This is a genomic window from Haladaptatus sp. ZSTT2, assembly GCF_037081775.1.
Classification (GTDB): domain Archaea; phylum Halobacteriota; class Halobacteria; order Halobacteriales; family Halococcaceae; genus QDMS2.
In genome coordinates this window covers 2,162,903-2,182,653 of sequence record NZ_JBAMHQ010000001.1, presented here as the reverse complement: position 1 = coordinate 2,182,653, position 19,751 = coordinate 2,162,903, and the positions used below count along the sequence as shown (strand labels likewise).

Annotated in this window: 17 protein-coding genes and 1 pseudogene; 10 read left to right on the top strand and 8 right to left on the bottom strand. The window is 57.0% G+C overall.

Features of this window, described 5'->3' with window-relative positions; genetic code table 11:
* Positions 1–27: 27 nt before the first annotated feature.
* Positions 28–396 (bottom strand): hypothetical protein, encoded by a 369-nt coding sequence (locus V5N13_RS11920; RefSeq protein WP_336360937.1) that lies wholly within the window; start codon positions 394–396, stop codon positions 28–30.
* Positions 397–647: 251 nt separating this feature from the next.
* Here V5N13_RS11920 and V5N13_RS11915 point away from each other — a divergent pair, with 251 nt between their 5' ends.
* Positions 648–932 carry a DUF7261 family protein gene (locus V5N13_RS11915; protein ID WP_336360936.1) on the top strand — a complete coding sequence of 95 codons (285 nt, stop codon included), beginning with the start codon at positions 648–650 and terminating at the stop codon, positions 930–932.
* On the opposite strand, the gene V5N13_RS11910 is transcribed toward V5N13_RS11915, so the two are convergent.
* The 3 genes from V5N13_RS11910 to V5N13_RS11900 form a co-directional block, all read right to left on the bottom strand.
* Positions 893–2,071, bottom strand: coding sequence for an inorganic phosphate transporter (locus V5N13_RS11910; protein WP_336360935.1), 1,179 nt, complete (start codon positions 2,069–2,071; stop codon positions 893–895). The two genes, V5N13_RS11915 and V5N13_RS11910, sit on opposite strands and share 40 nt — an antisense overlap.
* On the bottom strand, positions 2,068–2,856 hold the full coding sequence (locus V5N13_RS11905; RefSeq protein WP_336360934.1) for a hypothetical protein: 789 nt from the start codon (positions 2,854–2,856) through the stop codon (positions 2,068–2,070). Before V5N13_RS11905 ends, V5N13_RS11910 begins: the two co-directional genes overlap by 4 nt.
* Positions 2,857–3,311: 455 nt before the next feature.
* Complete coding sequence (locus V5N13_RS11900; protein ID WP_336360933.1) at positions 3,312–4,868, bottom strand: right-handed parallel beta-helix repeat-containing protein; 1,557 nt, start codon at positions 4,866–4,868, stop codon at positions 3,312–3,314.
* A 726-nt stretch (positions 4,869–5,594) separates the two neighbouring features.
* On the opposite strand from V5N13_RS11900, the gene V5N13_RS11895 reads away from it, so the two are divergent.
* Positions 5,595–7,274, top strand: a complete 1,680-nt coding sequence (locus V5N13_RS11895; RefSeq protein WP_336360932.1) for a multicopper oxidase family protein — start codon at positions 5,595–5,597, stop codon at positions 7,272–7,274.
* Here V5N13_RS11895 and V5N13_RS11890 read toward each other — a convergent pair.
* Positions 7,257–7,602 (bottom strand): annotated as a pseudogene (locus V5N13_RS11890) (zinc ribbon domain-containing protein); the annotation flags it as partial. The gene V5N13_RS11895 and the pseudogene V5N13_RS11890 overlap by 18 nt on opposite strands.
* Positions 7,603–7,715: 113 nt before the next feature.
* Here V5N13_RS11890 and V5N13_RS11885 point away from each other — a divergent pair.
* The 3 genes from V5N13_RS11885 to V5N13_RS11875 all read left to right on the top strand — a co-directional run bounded on the left by V5N13_RS11885 (position 7,716) and on the right by V5N13_RS11875 (position 12,839).
* Positions 7,716–8,606: a CPBP family intramembrane glutamic endopeptidase gene (locus tag V5N13_RS11885; RefSeq protein WP_336360930.1), complete on the top strand. Its 891-nt coding sequence runs from the start codon at positions 7,716–7,718 to the stop codon at positions 8,604–8,606.
* Positions 8,607–9,025: 419 nt separating this feature from the next.
* Entirely contained in the window at positions 9,026–9,454 is a 429-nt protein-coding gene (locus V5N13_RS11880; protein WP_336360929.1) for a hypothetical protein, read from the top strand.
* A gap of 631 nt (positions 9,455–10,085) precedes the next feature.
* Positions 10,086–12,839 carry a GAF domain-containing protein gene (locus V5N13_RS11875; protein ID WP_336360928.1) on the top strand — a complete coding sequence of 918 codons (2,754 nt, stop codon included), beginning with the start codon at positions 10,086–10,088 and terminating at the stop codon, positions 12,837–12,839.
* A 113-nt stretch (positions 12,840–12,952) separates the two neighbouring features.
* On the opposite strand, the gene V5N13_RS11870 is transcribed toward V5N13_RS11875, so the two are convergent.
* On the bottom strand, positions 12,953–13,948 hold the full coding sequence (locus tag V5N13_RS11870; protein ID WP_336360927.1) for a halocyanin domain-containing protein: 996 nt from the start codon (positions 13,946–13,948) through the stop codon (positions 12,953–12,955).
* A gap of 173 nt (positions 13,949–14,121) precedes the next feature.
* Here V5N13_RS11870 and nirK point away from each other — a divergent pair, with 173 nt between their 5' ends.
* The 5 genes from nirK to V5N13_RS11845 all read left to right on the top strand — a co-directional run bounded on the left by nirK (position 14,122) and on the right by V5N13_RS11845 (position 17,821).
* Positions 14,122–15,150: a copper-containing nitrite reductase gene (gene nirK, locus V5N13_RS11865; RefSeq protein WP_442905072.1), complete on the top strand. Its 1,029-nt coding sequence runs from the start codon at positions 14,122–14,124 to the stop codon at positions 15,148–15,150.
* Positions 15,151–15,161: 11 nt separating this feature from the next.
* A complete protein-coding gene (locus V5N13_RS11860) occupies positions 15,162–15,479 on the top strand; it encodes a CGCGG family putative rSAM-modified RiPP protein (RefSeq protein WP_336360925.1) in 318 nt (105 codons plus the stop codon).
* A 256-nt stretch (positions 15,480–15,735) separates the two neighbouring features.
* Complete coding sequence (locus tag V5N13_RS11855) at positions 15,736–16,071, top strand: hypothetical protein (protein WP_336360924.1); 336 nt, start codon at positions 15,736–15,738, stop codon at positions 16,069–16,071.
* A 122-nt stretch (positions 16,072–16,193) separates the two neighbouring features.
* The gene (locus V5N13_RS11850) at positions 16,194–17,549 is read left to right on the top strand and encodes a hypothetical protein (RefSeq protein ID WP_336360923.1); all 1,356 of its coding nucleotides are present in this window, start codon (positions 16,194–16,196) and stop codon (positions 17,547–17,549) included.
* Positions 17,546–17,821 carry a DUF7410 domain-containing protein gene (locus tag V5N13_RS11845; protein WP_336360922.1) on the top strand — a complete coding sequence of 92 codons (276 nt, stop codon included), beginning with the start codon at positions 17,546–17,548 and terminating at the stop codon, positions 17,819–17,821. The genes V5N13_RS11850 and V5N13_RS11845 overlap by 4 nt, the downstream gene beginning before the upstream one ends.
* Before the next feature lie 111 nt (positions 17,822–17,932).
* On the opposite strand, the gene V5N13_RS11840 is transcribed toward V5N13_RS11845, so the two are convergent.
* Both V5N13_RS11840 and V5N13_RS11835 read right to left on the bottom strand, forming a co-directional pair.
* The gene (locus V5N13_RS11840; protein ID WP_336360921.1) at positions 17,933–18,499 is read right to left on the bottom strand and encodes a hypothetical protein; all 567 of its coding nucleotides are present in this window, start codon (positions 18,497–18,499) and stop codon (positions 17,933–17,935) included.
* Positions 18,500–19,154: 655 nt separating this feature from the next.
* A complete protein-coding gene (locus V5N13_RS11835; protein ID WP_336360920.1) occupies positions 19,155–19,697 on the bottom strand; it encodes a GNAT family N-acetyltransferase in 543 nt (180 codons plus the stop codon).
* Positions 19,698–19,751: the final 54 nt, after the last annotated feature.

The following is a 19,751-nucleotide window of genomic DNA, read 5'->3' as shown; positions in this document are numbered from 1 at the left end:
AGCCTCGGGGCTTGACCCCGAGGAAATTCACGCGTCGCTACTAGAGACGTTCTGAATTTCGAGGCCAACCTCGTCGAAGACGATGTCGATTGCACAGATTTGGTAGGTCGTGTCGTTCACGGTGATGAGAAATCCATCAGTCTCAATGTGGGACTCTTCGAGGGTGTAGTGAGCCTCATCGATAGATTCCTCCGGTAAGCCAGTGCCACGGAGGTGGGTGTCGCTAATTGTGACTTTGAGATCGCTGATAGTCATGTCGAAACTGCCGAGTTCGACGACGGAGGAGTCAGAGGCGGTCGTGTCGCCGTCACTCTGGGCAGCAACGCCGCCCGTTCCTGCGATGAGGACGCTCATTACGACGAGCATGCCGATGAGTGCCGCTTTCTTTGTAGTCATAGTCGATATGATCCGCATCGACGGCTATTCCTCAGAGTGTAATAGTGGGTGGCGATTGTTGAACCACAATCCCGATTGTTTTATTCAATCCGTGCTGGTCAGTACGATGACCGCCCTGATTCAGCGTATGTGGTTTCGTGAACCTGCCGTGTGTGGGTTTACACACATCATAGAGTGAACTGTTCTGCTGGAATGACTGTTTTTAGCGTAGGTGGATGGTCTGAAACCGTCAAAAAGGCACGAAGTTGGCGATGGTCTGGAAGGCGAGTGATGGGGGTGCTTCCACCTTCCAGCAAGCAGTTGCGACTGCGGGTACGGATATTCCCCAACGCTACGACTGGGATTCACGCGAGGCGGCAGTCGAAACCATCCGCGGCCGACTCAGCCCTACCATCGAAACGCTCGAAACTTCGCGGATAGAGAAAGGCACCACCTACGAAATTTCGACGAATCAGACCGTCGCTACGTCGTGGGCGACGGCGAACTGTCCGGCGGCTCAGAAGCCGAATATCGGGACAAAGCGGAACATGAGATAGGAACCAACCGTCGCGATGGCCGGCACAACGTTCTGCATCAGGACGACCCGAGCGGTCGTCACCGGGTTGAACAGCGCCCCTGGGCGGGGGATGTCCTCGGGGTTCTCCGCGCCGATGGGGGGAAGCGTTTCGCCCTCCTCGTCGGCTGCCAGCGCGTCGACCCTGACAGGTGGCCCGCCGTCGCTGACGACTATCTCAGAGGCGGTCATCGGTCGGGTCGCCCGCCCCCAGCCCAACCCGACGATAGACATCGTCGCGATGATGACGAAGCTCGCGGGGATGCCGAGCGCCGAGAGGAAGACGACCAGCGTCGAGGAAACCGACGCGACAACGATGGCCGCAGTAAGGGGGAGTTCCGTGATGTCACTGCCCATCGTCTCTAAGGTTCGTCGGGCGATGGTGAACGCCCCGATGGTGACGGCGATACCACCGAAGATGATGGCCGGGTTCATCGCCAGTTCGCCACTGCCGACCAGCGGTGCGACGGCGTTGGCGATGTTCGACGTTCCCGAGGAGAAGGCCATCAGACAGCCGATTGCGACGACGGTGAACGTCCCGCCCAGCTCCCGACGGTTTGTCGTTCGGTGGACTCGTGGGATGGGGATACGGCCCGATCGGTCGATGTCGAACAGGGGCCCCGTGCTGCGCTCCATCGCGACCATCCCGTTCAGCCGGGCGTAGAAGTACCGACCGATGATCAACGAGACCCAAAACCCGATGATGGGGGAGACGACCCACCAGATGACGATCTGGCCCATCACGGCGAGATTCAACACGCCACCGGCCAGCCCGAGGCCGGCGATTGCACCCACAGCAGTCATCGAGGTCGATGCTGGCACGCCGAAGACGTTCCCGACCAACAGTGCAATCCCGATGAAAAAGAGAACCATGATGGAGGATTCGGGCGTGAAGATACCGGTATCGACGACCAGTTCAGTGCCGAGTTTCGCCACGACGTTCCGGCCGAGCGTCCACGCACCGATGAAGAAGAATACGCCCATCAGTCCCGCGGCAGCGGGCTTCGAGATGGCGTCGGCACCGACAGCAGGCCCGAACGCCGGGCCCGTGGTCGACCCACCGATGTTGTAGGCGACGAACATCGAAACAAGGACGCCAGAGACGAGGAGGACGCTAATCATCGGTCCTCTGTCTCGTCGTCCTCGGTTGTCTCGTCCTTTTCCTTCTTGGCCGCCAGTTGTTCTTCCAAGGTTTTCTCCACTGTTTCGCCAACCTTTTCGTCGACCGTTTTCTCGACAGTCTCGCCAACCGTCTTCTCCACTGTCTCACCGACTGCCTTCTCGACGGTTTCCCCAACCGTCTTTTCAACCGTTTCGCCAACCTTCTCGTCAACCGTCTTCTCCACTGTCTCACCGACTGCCTTCTCGACGGTTTCCCCAACCGTCTTTTCGACCGTCTCGCCGACCTTCTCGTCAACCGTCTTCTCCACCGTCTCTGCAACCGTTTTCTCGACCGTCTCGCCGACCTTCTCGTCAACCGTCTTCTCTACGGTCTCGCCAACCGTCTTCTCCACTGTCTCACCGACTGCCTTCTCGACGGTTTCCCCAACCGTCTTTTCGACTGTCTCTCCGACTTTCTGGTCGACCGTCTTCTCCACGGTTTCTCCAACCGTTTTCTCTACGGTCTCGCCAACGGTCTTTTCGACCGTCTCTCCCACCTTCTCGTCAACCGTCTTCTCCACTGTCTCGTTGACCGTTTTCTCGACGGTCTCCTTTACGGCCGTCGTCATCCAGTTCGGGTCAAAACGAGCCATCTTCCAGACAACGTGGAGGACATAAGAGACCAGCACCCCGAACCCGAACGCTAGCCCGATGGCAGTCCCGGCGACTACGATCAACCCGACCGAAACCGCGATTAACAGCCCGTAGGTCAAGTCGACGATGGAGTCGACGCGGCTCGGGTTCACGACCAACCCTCTCCGACGGTCACCTGCCCCGGAAGAACGAACCGGGACTCAATAGCTGTGAAAAAACACATATAGATTAACGACTCCGCTCGCCCAAGTAGCTTGGCAAAGTACCGTTGGCCAACAGGGCGTCAGAACCGGCGAGACATACCAGCACTCGGAACTACAATGTCCCTGCCTCGAAGCAAGCGTCCGGGAGCGTCCTCCGTCTGTTGTATGGTGACGTATAACCGAGATAACCGAAGCCTGAGAACGCTGAAGTGAGCGAACAGAGCCGTCTCAGTCTGTGGAGTTGCACAATCGGGTTCGAACCCCGGGGAAAGTGCTGAAAATTGAGTTTTGCGGTGAGTGGAGAGCCGAGCGCGCGCTGCTCACACGGTCACCGTCGAAGCTACAGCCAGGAGAGGGCGTAGCCACCTGAGAGCGAAACACAGCTCGGGCTGTCGCCTTCGACGTTAGCTCGTATCGTTGCCGTACATCTCAAGGCCCGCACAGCCATTGTCTTCGACACCGCGTTCGATGTCGCTGTTTCGAATCGTCACATCCGAACTCTGATCGCTCAGTTGGATTGCCTCATAGCCATCTACCGACTGGGCGTTCAGGTCCTCAATGAGGAGGTCGGACCCCTTCACGACGAACGGGTAGGCAGCGGCCGTCTGTTGTCCGCCAGAGACGCGCGAGCCAACGCCGTCTAACCACATTGCCTTCCGGCCGCGGTCGCCCGTCTGATTGTAGTTGACGTTGTGGAACACACAGTTGTTGCGTGTACTGCGAATCGCAGTCGGCCAGATGTACCCCTGTGCGTCGCCAGTGATATCCAGGTGCTTGCAGATGACCGCGCCTGCGTCAGAGCCGTTGATTTGGATGGCGTTGCCGCCACGCTGAATCTCGATATCGGAACGGGTGATTTTCGTCGAACCAGCATTGGATTGGACGACGATGCCGTGATTGACTTCGTCACCAACGTGCACGTCAAGACGGCTCAGCCATGCGCTCTCGACGTCGTCCATGACGGTGAGCGCGTGGCCGTTCGGCTTCTCCAGTCGAATCGTGGTGTCGTCCACCCGAAGGTCAGACCCTCCATCGAGGCGGATGCCCCGCTGGTTCTGGTTTTCGTCGTGTTGCTGGTCAACGACGACTTCTGCACCGGTGATGAGACAGTCGTGACCACTCATTCGAATGCTCGCAGCCTCACTGTTTGCGAAGCGGCCGCCGTTTACGATGACGCGGCCTTCTGAAGGAGTGTAAAGACCGTTGTCCGGCCAATCGTTGAGTTCGCAATCCTTGAACTCAAGTTGTCCTACGTGACTCTTCGAGGTCATCAGCCCAGATGGGCCGCGCCAGATGTCACCCGGTGCGTTCTCGGAGAACGCCCCACCGTCGTTCGCGCGAAAACGCTTGACCATGCCCTTGCCGTCTGCTGAGAGGATATTGAATAGCCCTGGGCCGAACGTTCCACTGTCGTGGCGACCGACGACCGTGATGTCATCGACAAACAGTCCATCCGTGACTTCTGCTTCGATGACGCGGATGCCCGTATCGTCGGCCCGAAGGTCGACCGCGAACCCTTGGACGCGCAGATCGACGCCAGGGTCGTAGTCAACACCGAGTCTGAAGAGCCGATACTGTGGCCCGTCGAAGTTGTGGTAGTTTGCGGGGACGAGCGTGGCGTCGTCGCCAACCATCCCAAAGTTTTCGAAGCCCGTAAACCGGAACTGCGAGTCCATGAAGTACCGCCCTGGTGGGAACTTGAGTAGCGTGTCGTCTGCTGCATACTTTTCTAAAATCGGCGTGATGGACTCGTCGCCGGAGTTGTCCGCACCGGCGTCGTCGACGATGTCGATGACGCGGTCGTACCGGTCTTCGACGTGTGATGCAGCCGCTGTACCTGACGTGAGGAGTGACGCGCCCGCCGCGGTTGCCCCAAGTGCACCCAGAAAAGACCGTCGTCCGAGTGTGGAGGAGGTGTTTGAGTTGTGGTTCGAGTCTGTCGAGGGAGTCGTGTCGCGCATTGTTATCTTAGCCCGTAGGGTCGCTGCTTTCGAACTGCGAGTCTGCGGAGATGATGGACAGCTATTGGCCCCGTAACATCAGCCAACAGCACAATACAACTTTACTGATAGTAGGTTCCGTGTGAGATACCGACCACACAGACACAACCCCCGACACCACAAAGCACTTATGGAGTGGATTTTTCACCAAATATGGACGCTTCAACTGGCGGCTTTTCTGATAATTCGACCCCTAAGCGAAATAGTAAGGAAAATTATAGTTTAAGATTTGGTAAAAATATATGATAATTCTAGTAGAGGTGCCTCGTTCGAGTGAAATCCCGTTGTATGATGGGGGTTCTGGTCATTTCACTCGATTCGGAGGGTTGCCAGCATCTCTCCTCAGCGAAGCAGTTTGGCTGGCGAAACTGTTGGCTGATTCACATGTGTCACTTCCAGCGGACGTTGCCCTGCAAACTACGTCGAACCACGAGTTCCACGCATCTCTGATTCGGCCTGCACTTGGAGAGTCGGGTAGCGAAATCGGGGGTTAGCAAGACCAACGTGCCACCATTTAACAATTCAATATCATTTTGTGCGGGGGTCGATTTGCAGGTTCTGTTCCGAACCTCGTGTTTTACGAAGCCCCACTGTTTCGACGAACCGGAAGTCGAACGTGTGCTGGTTCACTTCTAGACCTGGGCCAGAAACAATAATAAGGCAAAAATCGAAGCCCGACCCTGAACGATGCCCTCCGACCCCACCCGACGAACCGTGTTGAAGGCGGCTGGGAGCGCCCTGACACTCCCCGCGCTGTACGCTGGAACGAGCGCAGCTACCACCGCAGGCACGTCACCAGAACTCGAAAAGTACGTCCAACCGCTACCGATTCCGACTGAACGAACGCCCGATGGACGACGAAATGGAGCGAAATACTACGAGATCCCGATCGTGGAATTTTCGGAGCGGCTGCACCCCGACCTCCCGAAAACGACGCTGTGGGGATTTGACGGGCAATACCCCGGGCCGATTATCAACGCACGGCGAAACGAGCGGCTCAACATTCGGTTCGACAATAGTTCGCTCCCGGAAGCCCACCTCCTGTCTGTAGACGAGCGAATTGCGGGAACGAAGCCCGAGGATTATCCCGGCTTCGACGGCCTCGTTCCAGAGGTGCGAACGGTAACGCACGTACACGGCCTCAACGTCGAACCGGAGAGCGATGGTCAGGCGGACATGTGGACTTCCCCTGATGGAAGTACCGGGCCTCGATTCGCCAAGCACGTCCACGAGCTTCCGAATCGGCAATCGAGGATGACAACGTCGTATCACGACCACACGCGAGGCATTAGTCGGTTGAACAACTACGCCGGCTTGGTCGGCTTCTACTTCATCACCAGTCAGGCAGAAGAGCACCTCAACCTGCCAAGTGACGAGTACGACGTTCCGCTCATGCTCCACGACCGGACGTTCAACGAAGACGGCTCGCTCTCCTATCCGGACTCGTTCGAACCGAACGTCGCTGGCGATACGGCCGTAATCAACGGTGCAGTGTGGCCGTATATGGAGGTCGAACCGCGTCGCTATCGCCTCCGGTTCGTGAACACCTCGAACGGCCGGACGTACAACCTCCACCTCGAAAACGACGACGGCACGGACGTCCCGACGATGCACCAGTTTGCCGCCGATCACGGCTTCCTCGACCGGGTCGTCCCCATCGGGCCGGACGGTGACCTGCACTCGCTGTTGCTCGCTCCCTTCGAGCGCGGCGACGTTATCGTTGATTTCTCAGCACACGCAGGCGAGACGATCACGCTCAGGAACGACGCCCCGTTCCCGTTTACTGGCCTCGACGAACACGGTGACCACGATGGCCACATGGAATCGGGAACGTCCCTTCCCGAGTTGATGCAGATTCGAGTCGCAGAGTCAAACGGCAAGGTGGCAGACGAGAGTGCAGACTCAACCACACTCGACCTGCCAACGGTTCCGCGACCAAACGAGAAGGCCGCGCGAAAAACGCGCCACATGACGATGACCATGACCCAAGACGAGTTTGGTCGTCCGCTTCACTTGCTGAACAACCGACGATTCAACGACGAAACCACTATCAAACCACACCTTGGGACGACCGAGATCTGGAACGTCGAAAACAAGACCATGCACACCCACCCGCTCCATCTCCACCTGGTTCACTTCGATGTTCTCGGACGCGGGCCTGACGGAACGGACGAACCTGCCCCGAACGAACGGGTTGGCAAAGACGTCGTTCGAGTGAATCCTGGGGAGACGGTTCGAATTCTCGTGAAATTCGGGGATTTCGTCGGCCAGTATCCGTGGCACTGCCACATCCTCGAACACGAGGATCACGAGATGATGCGTCCCTTTGAAGTCGTGCGAAAGGTTGAGTCAGTTACTCACGACTGAAGTTGTGGGTTTGTCAGTAGATTCTCTCTCCACCGTCGAATTGACGGAGGCGTAAAAATCCCCATTCAGGTTCAGCCTCCCTGACGTTAGCGTACACTGATAGGGTGCGCCTCCACCCAAGACGTCTGCCCCGAGTGGGTTTCTTCAACAGTTTACGAGCGATGTTCTTGCTCGCGTTATAATCCGCATTCAGATCGTACTCACACTTCTGACACACGAACTGGTGTTTCGACCGTCGAATGTTCTCGTGCGTAAATCCACACGATGAACACCGACGAGACGTGTACGCAGGACTTACCTGCCTGATCATGATGCCGAACATCTCGGCTTATTACTCAGTGTACTGGTAGAGTCAGAAACTCGCTGAATTATATATGAGGATAGTTCCCAAGATGTTAGAATTGTAAGAAGACATACTTGAATTGCTCACCGATTTATTGTATGGCAACACTTCGTCTCCCGTGGGTCGATGAACACCCGGTTGCGGCGTTTTTCATCGGCGCGTACGCCTATACGTGGGTCATCTCCGCGCCAGCACTGTTCATGGAACCGAGCTGGACGGCGGCCATTTTCATCTATCTAGGGAGCTTCGGGCCACCAATTAGTGCGGCCGTCGTGACGTGGCTCAGGGGCGATGACGTCAGAGCCTGGGCCCGACAAATTACGAAATGGAACGTTGGGTGGCAGTGGTGGGCTATCGCGTTTGGCCTCCCACTTCTCGCTGCGGTACTCATCACGGCCGGAATCGTTGCCGTCCGTGGGCCGGTTGATCTCGGCCAATCGCTCGTCTCACCGGCGTTATTCGTCGGAGTTTTCCTCTTTGCGCTGGTTCTCAGTGGTGGGCTCAACGAGGAACCTGGCTGGCGTGGGTTTGCCCAGCCACGACTTAACGAGCGCTACGGCGCGGTTCGGGCGAGCCTCATCGTCGGCATCGTTTGGGCGGGATGGCACCTACCGTACTTCTTCGCGCCCATCACGCCACACTCGAGTTTTCCGCTCGTAAACAGAATCGGATGGTTTGGCGGTATTCTCGCACTCTCGATACTGCTGGCGTGGGTATACAACAACACGGGCAGCGTGCTCATCGCGATGGTTTTGCACGCGATGGTGAATACAGCAGACATGGTCATCCCGCTTGCCGCCGACCAAATTCTGGTCGATGGTGTCATCAACGAACAGGCGGTTGGCATCGTCACGAGCGTCCACTTGTTGGTGTACGTCTTCATCGCGCTCGTCATCGTCGCCTTCTTCGGGCGAGAAACCCTCGCTCGTGGAGAGCCACCGGGATCGTCGTATATCGGTGACCGACAACAGATGGTAGCCGACAACTGAGGATGGAGTAGCAACCACAACTCACACAGGTATGTGAAGTTTGACCACAGCACCGAACACGATGTCACTCACTTCTACACTCCGAGAGAAGCAGTTCCGTCGTATCCCGCTGTATCGTCCAATCTCCGCTGAGAAATGTGGAATCTCAAACGTTACTCAATGCGATTGGAGTTCCCGACGGCGTCCCCTATTGAATGACGCGATTACATTAAGAGAGTGCAGTATTCGATAATGCAGAATAAAATCGCTACAAGAAATCGGACAAAATTGGTACAAAACACCCGACTCGCCACCGGAGTTATCCATAATTACCATTATGATAAGTTTATAGAATTGCCAAAATAATCAGGATTTTCTGTCTATTGAATAGGATTGTAACAAAGCCAGGTCACCTCGTAGACACAGAAGGAGTTGGAACAATGGCAGACAAACAAGTCGATGACATCAGCAAAGATAGAAACATCAACAGACGAACAATGATACGGGCAATCGGTGTGACATCGGTGGGCCTGTCTGGCTTGGCTGGCGTCGCAAGTGCAGGGGAAGTAAAAGAGAAGGGACTGTTGTACAACTTCTACGGTTGCAGCCAAGTCTGCGTCAATAAGAAAAAGGTCGATGGAAAGAAAGTGAAGGCCGTCGTGTGGACGGGAAAAGATTTCGACTACCGGTACATCTACCAGTCGTCAAACCGGAATGACCCGCCAGTCAGAGACTGGAAGAACGTGTACTGTTCCGCAGTCAAGAATAGCAAAGAGGCCATCGTTGGTATCAGATTCGGTCACACCTTCATCGAGAATCCCAACCGCTGTGCACAGAACTATCCGAAACCCGGTGGGTCGATACTCTAACCACAGGTGGAAAACACCGGTTACACGGCACTCACGACGCGACAACCACGCACTCCGTTTTTTGCTGAAATACCGGATTTTCCTTCGCAGACAAGAGTGTCGGAGACACCCACTCCAGGTTGGAGTGTTACGCGTCAGATACGGAGGTCAATCGAACCCGAATAGTGACATCCTCCCCGCCCTGAAAAGCGGGTTTTAGCCTTGTAACCTCAATAATATGTGTATATATTTCCCTATTACAATACTATCAGTATTGCAACAAGAGCTATAGTAACTGACTGGCTTGCGTTCGGTAATGGCAACTTCACAACAGCCGATTGTCGAAACGTACCACTGCCCAGATTGTAACGGAAAAATCGTGTTAGACGACACCTCGTGGGGGTGTGCGCACGTATCCGGGCATCCGGCAGATTGAACGAGAGCGACACAATTTTCACATAGTTGGTGGGGGTGAATACATACTCCACACAAATGTCTAAACGATGATTTATTGTGAAGATTTACTTGAGCATGCGTGTCATCGGCCAGACGCGTATGACTCGGATGGTGGGTATAATGTTCTAGGTGAGCGAAAAAATACAAAAGGAAATCGAGGGAAAGATTGTTACACCTTGCATTCTCAATATCCTACATGACTGCTGGTGTAATGGGGTTTTGGCGTCACTGGGCGATTGCGGTTCTCGGCGCAATCCTCGTATTGTTTAACCTCGGAACCTTTTGGGCCAGCTCAAGTTCCTCGATTGTGGCGGCAATCGAGTCAATTGTGCCGTTCGTGCTCGCGGTTGTACTTACCGCCTACGGTGTCAAAGTGGGTCGTCGCCCATTCTCTGCAACCCGGATGGAGCCACTCATCAAATGGAGTGTTGCCGGCATGTTTCTCATCGGACTGCTCGGGATGTGGGAGATGGGCCTCCAAATGCTCAAGGGTGCAACCATCAGTCAGACCATCCACGAAGTTTCGAGAACCGCGACGGTCGGAGCCGTCGTCGGGTCGGTCATTGGACTGTACGATGGGCGAGGGAACGAGCAACTCCGTGAAGCAACGCGCTCCCAACAAGCCATCGCCGCTGCGACAGATGGGATCGCCATCCTCAACGAAGACGGCGAGTACGAGACGATGAATCAGGCACATGCGAAGGTGTACGGCTACGACGACCGCGAGACGTTCCTCGGCGAAACGTGGCATATGTGCTACACGGAAACCGAGGTGACCCGGATCGAACAGGAGGTCATGCCGGAGCTTGCCACCGAAGGATCGTGGCGCGGCGAACTCGTCGGGCTCCGAAAGGACGGGAGTGAGTTCCCACAGGAGATAACGCTCTCGGCGCGGTCAGATGGCGGACTCGTCTGCATCGTTCGAGACATCTCAGATCGCGTCGAGCACGAAACCAAACTCGAAGCACTCCACAGCGTTACTCAAACATTCCTGACGGCAGAGTCAATCGAATCGATTGCAGAGCAGATAATCACGACCGCAAACGACGTCCTCGGCTACCCGCTCGCGGTCGTGTGGACGTACGACGCCACAAACGATCGGCTCGTCCCGTATTCAGTGAGCGATAGTGCGCGTGATTACATCGAACAACAGGGGTTGGATGAGTTCCCCATTCTCGAATCGGGGTCTGCTGAGGTAGAACAGTTCAAACGAGGGGCATCGACTTACGTACCGCGGTACGAAACACTCGAAAACCGCCAGAACGAGAACATCCCCCTTGGGGCTGTGTTGATGATACCACTCGGTGAATACGGAATGATCAGCATCAGAACGCAAAAGTCGGATGGCATTTCTGCATCCGACCGCCTTCTCGCGGAGATTCTCGGGTCAAGTGCACAAACGGCAATCGAAAAACTCGACCGAGAGCAAAAGCTCGTGAGCCGCGAGCAGCGACTCAGTACGATCTTAGAAAACATGCCGGTCATCCTGTTCGCCTTCGATAGAGAGCGAACAATCACCCTCCAAGTGGGAAGCGCGCTCGAACACGTTGGGGTGGAACAGAATCAGATGGTGGGACTGCAGCTCGAAGAGGCTGTCAGCAACTCACCAGCGGTTCTAGAAGCAGCAGAACTGAGCCTCAACGGCGAGTTCGTCGATTGCACACTCGACCTCTGGGGACAGACCTACCAGGTCTGGTATCAGCCGCTCTGGGACAGCGAAGATGGAGAGGTCACGAGCGTCCTCGGCGTCGCCATGGACGTGACCGAACGCGAAAAGCGCGAACGCGGAATCCGACTGCTGCACGAATCGACCCGCGACATGATGCTGGAGACGGACCCTGTCGAGATCTGTCAGATAGCGGTCGAAACCGCACAGAACGCACTGGGGTTGCCAGTGTCGGGTATCTGGCTCAAGACAGACGACCGACCACGACTCGAACCAGTCGCGTGGAGCGAGGCGGCCGACTCGATGTTCGACGAACTACCCGTGTGTACACCGGGCAACAGCATCGTATGGCAGACGTATGAGAGCGGCGAGGTCATTCATTACGACGACGTGAGCGAGGCGACGAAGCGGTTCAATCCGGAAACGAAGGTTCGAAGTGAGCTCAACTTGCCACTCGGCGAGTACGGCGTGATGAACATCGGCTCGCTCGACTACGGCGCGTTCGATGAGACGGATATCACGCTGTCGAAACTCCTCGTCGCTAACACCCTCGCCGCGCTTGAACGAGCAGACCGCGAACGGGCACTGCAACAACAAAAAGAGCAGATGGAGTTTTTCAACTCGATTCTGCGCCACGACGTGTTAAACGGGATGATGGTGATTCGAAGTCGAGGCGAGTTCCTCACAGAGCAGCTCGCCGAAGAGCAGTTGCGGTTCGCAAAGACGATTGTGGGCTGGAGCGACGACGTCATCGACATCGTCCAGCGGGTTCGGACAGTGTTGAATACGCTCACCGGCGACAAAGGCGCAGCCTTCGAAGCGGTTAACCTCTCTACAACGCTCCAAAAGGAGATCGAGCGCGTCGGGAACACCTATCCAGCGGTGCAGTTCGAAACGGACGTTCCAGCAGACCTCACGGTGCAAGCAAACGAATTGCTCGGTGATGTGTTCGGCAACATCATCACGAACGCCGTCGCTCACAACGAGATGGACGGACTCCATATCACGGTGACAGCGGAGAAACAGGCACAACAAGCCTCGATTCGCATCGCCGACAACGGCCGTGGCGTTCCTGACGAACAGAAAGATGCGGTGTTCCGACGCGGAACGTCAGGGCACACCACAGAAACGAACTCCGGTTTTGGCCTCTACTTCGTCGATTCAATGGTCGAGTCGTACGGTGGCAGCGTCTGGATAGAAGACAACACACCCCAGGGTGCCGTGTTCGTCATCGAACTTCCGATCCCTGCTACGGAACGACCAATGTTAGACCACGAACAGTGAAGGCACCGCGAAACGCAAACCGCGAGTCAGTAAGCCACGACTGATGTCGTGGGCTGCCTGCTTGTATTCATATGAATCGGTCGACTCATGAGTAAAAAGGTTGAACCGAAGTGCTAGTTCTTGCGTTGAGTATTCAAGCGGTCTCGAATCCGTAAGAATGCACCAAACGCGAGCGGGGAGAGCAGCGCCGCACCGAGGGCACCGAACACACTGAGGTGTGCAGGGGTGATTTCGTACACTCCCTCGAAGACATCACCCACGACGATTGCGCCTTTCATTCCTTGTTTCCCGTGTGGTTCGCAGGCGTACTTACTGATACCGACGCCATCGAAGGCGTACCCCCATTCGCCTGTGGACTGTAGCGGGCTTGCGTACGTGCCATCTTCGGCCACGAATTTGTGTGGACCGCCCTCACCAATCCACTCCCAGTGGACGCGGGTGCCGGGATCTATGTGAATGGCCGGTGGGGAAATCGCAAATCCGCCGCCGTTTCCCTCCGCACCGATGTACACGCGCACATCTGTTTGTCCACGCATGTCGACGGTGCCCTCGAAGTTATCAACGTCGTCGAACCAGTCGCCGTAATCGGGTTCGCGAGAAACGTACGTGTAGTCGGGTTTCGGTGGTGAGGCGGTGACGTTGCTATCGCCGATGATTACCGCACCTTTCATCCCCATTGGCTTGTGCGGGCCACAGACATAGGTCGAAACTCCCTCATCATCGAACGTGTATTCGAACGTACTCTCTGCAGCTTCAAGCAGCTCACTCTTGTAAGCGCCGTCCTCGGCGACGACATTGTGCATTCCACCCTCACCGGTCCACGTCCAGACGATTGTCGTGCCCGGATCGACGCGAACCGCTGGCGGGTCAAATGCGAACCCGCCGCCGTTTCCCTCGGCACCGACCGTAACCCCTACGCGCGCGTTGCCGCGCTTGTCGACGATACCACGATAGTTAGAAACGTTCGCAAACCACTCGGTGAGATTGCTTCCGTCTTGCGCAGCAACCCTGCGTGTGGACCCAAGAGCTGCCCCACCGACAGTGAGCACGGTCGCCGTTTTGAGAAATCCACGTCTGTTAATGCGTGGAGTTGTGTTGGACGCACCCATACATAACCATACCAGAGATGTATAAATAACCACAAAACACGGTTCTTAGAGTTTGAGACTGGTGTTTCTGTTATTTACCGTTTCCATTTCAATGTGTAGGTAGAGGGAAGATATTCATGACCTTTTTGACAACTCGTCGGCAAGTGTTGCAGGCCACTGGTCTTGGTGGTGCAATGGCACTGGCTGGCTGTACGATAGGAAACTCGCCAAGCAACGACATCCGGACGAGCCCACTCCAACTCCAAACTGAGGTCGAACTTGAACCGGCAAAGCCTGTCGATGTCGAGAGAATCGCCGCAGATCCACGTGATATCCCGGCCCCGATTTCTCGAACGACCCCCACAACAGTCGAGGTTGAACTAGAAACGCTCGAACTCGTTGCTGAGGTCGAGTCGGGAGTCACGTTCACGTACATGACGTTCAACGGGCAGGTTCCTGGGCCATTCATTCGCACCCGCGTCGGCGATACGGTCGATCTTACGATTCGAAACCACGAAAACAACTCGATGGTCCACAATGTGGACTTCCACGCGTGCCGTGGCCCGGGAGGGGGTGCTGAGGCGACGACTGTCGCGCCAGGCGAGGAAAAGCGTCTCCGTTTCAAGGTGACCTATCCAGGTGCGTTCATCTACCACTGTGCAGTTGCAAACGTCGATTACCACATCAGCGCCGGAATGTTCGGCATCATCCTCGTCGAACCCGAGGAGGGGCTCCCTCCGGTCGACCACGAGTTCTACCTCGGCCAACACGAACTCTACACGAACGGGAAGACCGGCCAGAAGGGCCACCACGAGTTCGACTTCGTGCGAATGGCGATGGAGGATCCAACGTACGTTCTGATGAACGGCGAGAAGTATGCGATTACGCCGAACAAATACGCCGAGATGAACGTTAAGACGGGTGAAACCGTGCGCATCTTCTACGGCGTCGGTGGCCCAAACCTGTTCAGCAGCTTCCATCCAATCGGCAGCGTGTGGGACGAAGTCTGGGAACAGGGTGCACTGGCGAGCGAGCCGATGCGGTACGTCCAGACGACTCCCGTACTTCCCGGCAGTTCGTGTGTCGCGACGATGTCATTCCCCGTGCCGGGTGACTTCAAACTCGTCGACCACGCACTCTCACGAGTTGCCCGTAAAGGGGCACTCGCCATCGTCACTGCTGAAGGACCAGCGAATGCAGACATATTTGAGCCGATTGAATGAAACGCACAACCATGACTTCCGCGCATACCGACAAACACGGCACAGTCGAACCGGTTACAGACCGCATCCATGAGACCTCGTGGTCGGCGAATCTCGAAAAGCCACAGCACGCTGCCGACATCGACCTCGTCATTGCGCAGGCACTCACTGCAATCGAGCTGACGGCACCGGGAAACCACGTCAATCTCGTCACGCACGGTGACCACGACCACCCCGAAACGTTCCTTTTCGACGCACTCGAGAACGCGGTCGAAAACACGGATATCACTTGGGAGTATATCAAGCAGTGTGGGTGTGGCGGTCACGTAACCCGCGTACACGTCGAGTGAATCACCTCACACATTTCGCCACCGACCCTCGCAGGTTACCACTCCCGAACGGAAACTGAGCCGCTGAACGTCAGAGATGCTACCGCGTGTTTTCAGGAGTATTGATAGAAGGAGAGGAACGTTCAGCTGTGTTCCGTGCCGATTTCTTGGAAGCGAAAACAGTCAACGGAGGACACTCGCGGTTTCACCAGCCAAATTCAGTCAATAGGATAGAACGTTCGGAAGGGGCTTACGTGCCGCTGTCTTCTAGAGGTCTATGAACTTCGCCGAGCGTTTTGGGGACCTATTCGAACGAGGCGAGCGAGAGCAAGCCAGAGAGCTTGCGAAAGCGGTGCTCCGAAACGAGCCAGTAAACAGCGTCGAGGTCACCGACACGGCAGTCCACGTCGAGACGCCCTCGTTTCACGGCACCCATCAGGTGACGACCACCAACGGCGGTGCGGCCGAGATTCAACGCCAAGGTACCTACCGATACAAGAGCGAGGCTATCGACCTGTCGTTCACCACGAAGACGATGACCGATGAAGCGTACGAGCAAGCCAGTGCCCGCCTCGCGGAGCAAGGCACCCACGAATCAAACACCATCGAATAGGGTGGAGCGGGCGTCTCACTACTCTACGCAGGTGAACAGCCACACGCCGTGGTGATTATTACCCCGTCAGTCGAATAGTCATACGACTTATACGAATGCAGGCGAACCGACGATTTCTGCGAGTGGGACTCACGCTAGTCGGAGCCACGCTGCTCGCCCAGCCCGCGGCGGCCCACGTCGGCAGCCTCGGCGGGTTGATGGCACCGGTGGCGGTGCCGACGTGGCTCACGATTCTCACCGGCGGCATCATCGTCGGCGTGTCGTTCATGTTCACGAGTCTGCTCACCGACCACGCCGCCATTCGCACGATAAACGGCTGGCGGCTGTTGCTCTCACCGCCCACCTCGATTCGTCGGGCGCTTCGCATCACGGTACAGGGGCTTAGCGTCGGCGTCTTGGTGGTGGTCATCACAGCCGGACTCATCGGCCCGCAGACACCAACGTCGAACTTCGCCATTCTCTTCGTGTGGGCGGGCTGGTGGGCGGGCTACACGATGAGCGTCTACCTCCTCGGAAACACGTGGGAGTGGTGCAACCCGTGGCGCGCACTCGTGGCACTCGTTCCCCGAACCGGGTATCGAAGCTATCCCGAGCGACTGGGCGCATGGCCGAGTGTCGTCGCACTGCTCGGCCTCGTCTGGCTCGAAGTTATCAGTCCGGTCGCGAGCGACCCACAACTGCTCGCAACCGTCATCGTCGGCTATTCGGTGGTCACCCTCGCCGGGGGGGTGGTGTTCGGGCCGGATGCGTGGTTCGAGCAGGTCGACCCAATCGCGCGAGTGTTTCGGTGCTACGGACGAATCGCCCCGCTGCAACGAACCGAGACAGGCGTGGCGTTCAAACTCCCGACCGCCGCGCTCGCCGCGCGCAGAGACGACTTCGAAGCCGACGACACCGCGTTCATCATCGCGTTGCTGTGGGTGACCACCTACGACGGCTTCATCTCGACGCCGCTGTGGGGGACCCTCCTCCGCCCGCTCGTCGCCATGGGTGTGCCACCGCTTGCGATCTACTTCGGCACCATCGTCGCCGGGTTCGCACTCTTTCTGTCGGTGTTTCGCCTCGCCGCCCGGCGATCACGGCGCTCTGGGCGAACCTACATCACCCCACGATTCATCGAGGGCTGGTTCGCGCCGGCGCTGTTGCCGATTGCAGCGGGCTACCACCTCGCCCATTTTCTTGGCTTTTACATCACGCTCTCGCCCGCGCTCCAGACGGTCGCACTCCAACCGTTCACCCAACCCGCAGACGTACTGGTGTTGATTCTCCCTGCGTGGTTCTCGCTCGTGCAACTCGGCTTCGTGCTCTTCGGTCACCTGCTCGCCATCTGGACCGCCCACGCACTCGCGTTCGACCTCTTTCCCGGGAAGCTCAAACCCATCCGGAGTCAGTACCCGTTCGTTGTCGTCATGATTTTCTACACGATGACGAGCCTGTGGATACTCACGCAGCCCTTTACCCCGCCACCATACGTATGACCGAACTCACTCCAGAAACAGTCGTCTCGGACACAGACCCACCCGCAACGTACTGTCGCTACTGCGACCAGCCGTTCGATTCGGCACAAACCCGCGCACTCCACGTCGGAGAACGCCACGCAGACGTGTGGACGAACGCAGACCAGACGGCCTACGACGAGGCGCTCGCTGCAGAGGACGACGAACTCTGGGTGTACCACATGAAAGTCGTCGTCGGCCTCGCGGTGACGTACGCCATCGTCGTGGTCGTCTACATGATTGTCCTCGGCTGAGCGAGGAACCCAGACCGATTACTTCAGCCGGACGGCCGTGCCGTACGCGATGACTTGTGAAAAAATTCGATGTATTTTCGCGGTGGATGCGTTTTTCTTCGCGATAGGCAATTAGACGGGAGTGGACAGGAGTGCTCTGAGCCCGCCGATGAGCAACCGGTCGAGCGAATGGGTCGCCACGCTATAGGAGACGAAGAAGACAACCATCACAACGAACTCGACGGACACGAATGCGCCGACGTTGAGCGCCGCGAGCGCGGGAAGCAGCGCGATGGCGGTGTCGATGGCACTGGCGAACGTCGCAAGTGCGAGGCCACCGCCGACCAAGAGGAGGCCAAGGTAGGCAGCCAGCCGCGCCGATGAGGATGGCCCACGCGACCGAGCTTGCCGGGAAACGTCGCGTTCTGAGCCAACGCCGAGGGCGGCGAGTTGGCGACGGACTTGGTCGATGGTGGTCACCACAAAGACGAACCAAAGGAAGCCCGCCAGTCCAAAGCCAACGGTTGCCGGCGAAACGGTTGCAAACAGGTCAGTCACGACCGCTTCGATGGTCGGCCCCGCGCGGGCTACGAGGTAATAGAACAGCGCAAAGCCGAGTGCGGCATCCACTGGGCCGTACGCAGGAACCGCCCCCGTTCGCGTGTCGGTATGCGTCCCAGTATCGACATACGTGCTCATACCTAGAGAAACGTCGTTCTAGTGCTTCAAGCGTCTCGGTGAGTCCCGTTGCGTGAGATTATTCCGTCGCGGGCAGCGGCGAGTTTGCCACGGAGCTATCGAGAGCGCCCTCGCTCAGTCGGTCGTAACAACAAAATGTCGAGCCGTCAGGGATGCGGCGGCGAGCGCACAGCGAACGCGCCGACTACCGCATCTCTTCGAGGGAGGTCGCAGTGTCCGACATTATCCATGCCGTCTCGCTGTCCGACTCCTCGATACAGATAGCAAAAAACGACTCTCGACCCTCATCGACGGTGATACGAAACCCGCGACTTGTCAGTTTTTCAGTTTGTTTGGGTGGAGATTCGGTAGGATTCACACCTTCGTTCAGGACCACCAGTACATAACGGGCACGGTTTGGGGTGCGGCCGGGCTTAACAGGCCCCACACCCGCTCTTTGTCCGTGTTTCTTCGAGGTGGTAGGAGAGACTATTCTCAGTTCTAACACGTATTGGAAGCGCCCACCCCGACACGCCGATCGCGTATTTGTCGGATGTTGGGAACGATTTTATCGTCATGTTATCAGGTACCATGGGACGTGGTGAAGTGAGGAGACAGAGCGCTGGTGAAGCCGAGTGACACGGCATGTGCAGCCACATCAAGTGTGCAGGTCGCGTTACGCGCCGTCCCACTCCTCACGGAGCAACCCGTACTGCACCATGTCGCGATGGGCACCATCGACGAACATGAACTGGCGTTTTCGCCCTTCTTCGGTGAAGCCAAGCGATTCTAAGAGGCCGCGCGACGCTTCGTTGAAGTCGAACGCTTGCGCGCCAATCGCGGGTGTGTTGTACGAGCGAAAGACGTAGTCGATGACGAGCGAGACGGCCTCTTTGCCGTAGCCCTCACCGTGTACCTCAGGGACGAGCCAGTAGCCGAGTTCCGGGCGTTTGTAGTGACCATCCATGACCGCGATTTGTCCGATTCGAGTGATGCCGTCTGCGCCGTCTGCTGGCTCCTCATTTTCGAGACAGACGATGAGTGTATCCGGGCCGTTTCGATTGGACGAAATTTCGTACTGGCCCTGATTTTTCACCTTGTGGCCAAGCGAATACCGAAGTTCTGGCTCGGCACCTGCGCGCTGAAGAAAGGGGATGTCTTCGGCTTCGGCGGTCCGAAGTGTGACCCGCTCGCCGCTCGTGACGCGTGCACCTGGCATGGTTCAGGCGAGAAGGGGGGTTGCAATACGCTTTGTGTCTCTCCTGTCAAATCT

What these genes read in the sequence shown, in the direction of transcription:
- V5N13_RS11835 (WP_336360920.1), bottom strand. Translation starts at nt 19,697, where the DNA reads ATGCCAGGTGCACGCGTCACGAGCGGCGAGCGGGTCACACTTCGGACC.
- V5N13_RS11870 (WP_336360927.1), bottom strand. Translation starts at nt 13,948, where the DNA reads ATGGGTGCGTCCAACACAACTCCACGCATTAACAGACGTGGATTTCTC.
- V5N13_RS11910 (WP_336360935.1), bottom strand. Translation starts at nt 2,071, where the DNA reads ATGATTAGCGTCCTCCTCGTCTCTGGCGTCCTTGTTTCGATGTTCGTC.
- V5N13_RS11885 (WP_336360930.1), top strand. Translation starts at nt 7,716, where the DNA reads ATGGCAACACTTCGTCTCCCGTGGGTCGATGAACACCCGGTTGCGGCG.
- V5N13_RS11875 (WP_336360928.1), top strand. Translation starts at nt 10,086, where the DNA reads ATGACTGCTGGTGTAATGGGGTTTTGGCGTCACTGGGCGATTGCGGTT.
- V5N13_RS11915 (WP_336360936.1), top strand. Translation starts at nt 648, where the DNA reads ATGGTCTGGAAGGCGAGTGATGGGGGTGCTTCCACCTTCCAGCAAGCA.
- V5N13_RS11845 (WP_336360922.1), top strand. Translation starts at nt 17,546, where the DNA reads ATGACCGAACTCACTCCAGAAACAGTCGTCTCGGACACAGACCCACCC.
- V5N13_RS11840 (WP_336360921.1), bottom strand. Translation starts at nt 18,499, where the DNA reads ATGAGCACGTATGTCGATACTGGGACGCATACCGACACGCGAACGGGG.
- V5N13_RS11920 (WP_336360937.1), bottom strand. Translation starts at nt 396, where the DNA reads ATGACTACAAAGAAAGCGGCACTCATCGGCATGCTCGTCGTAATGAGC.
- V5N13_RS11900 (WP_336360933.1), bottom strand. Translation starts at nt 4,868, where the DNA reads ATGCGCGACACGACTCCCTCGACAGACTCGAACCACAACTCAAACACC.
- V5N13_RS11895 (WP_336360932.1), top strand. Translation starts at nt 5,595, where the DNA reads ATGCCCTCCGACCCCACCCGACGAACCGTGTTGAAGGCGGCTGGGAGC.
- V5N13_RS11860 (WP_336360925.1), top strand. Translation starts at nt 15,162, where the DNA reads ATGACTTCCGCGCATACCGACAAACACGGCACAGTCGAACCGGTTACA.
- V5N13_RS11855 (WP_336360924.1), top strand. Translation starts at nt 15,736, where the DNA reads ATGAACTTCGCCGAGCGTTTTGGGGACCTATTCGAACGAGGCGAGCGA.
- V5N13_RS11880 (WP_336360929.1), top strand. Translation starts at nt 9,026, where the DNA reads ATGGCAGACAAACAAGTCGATGACATCAGCAAAGATAGAAACATCAAC.
- nirK (WP_442905072.1), top strand. Translation starts at nt 14,122, where the DNA reads ATGGCACTGGCTGGCTGTACGATAGGAAACTCGCCAAGCAACGACATC.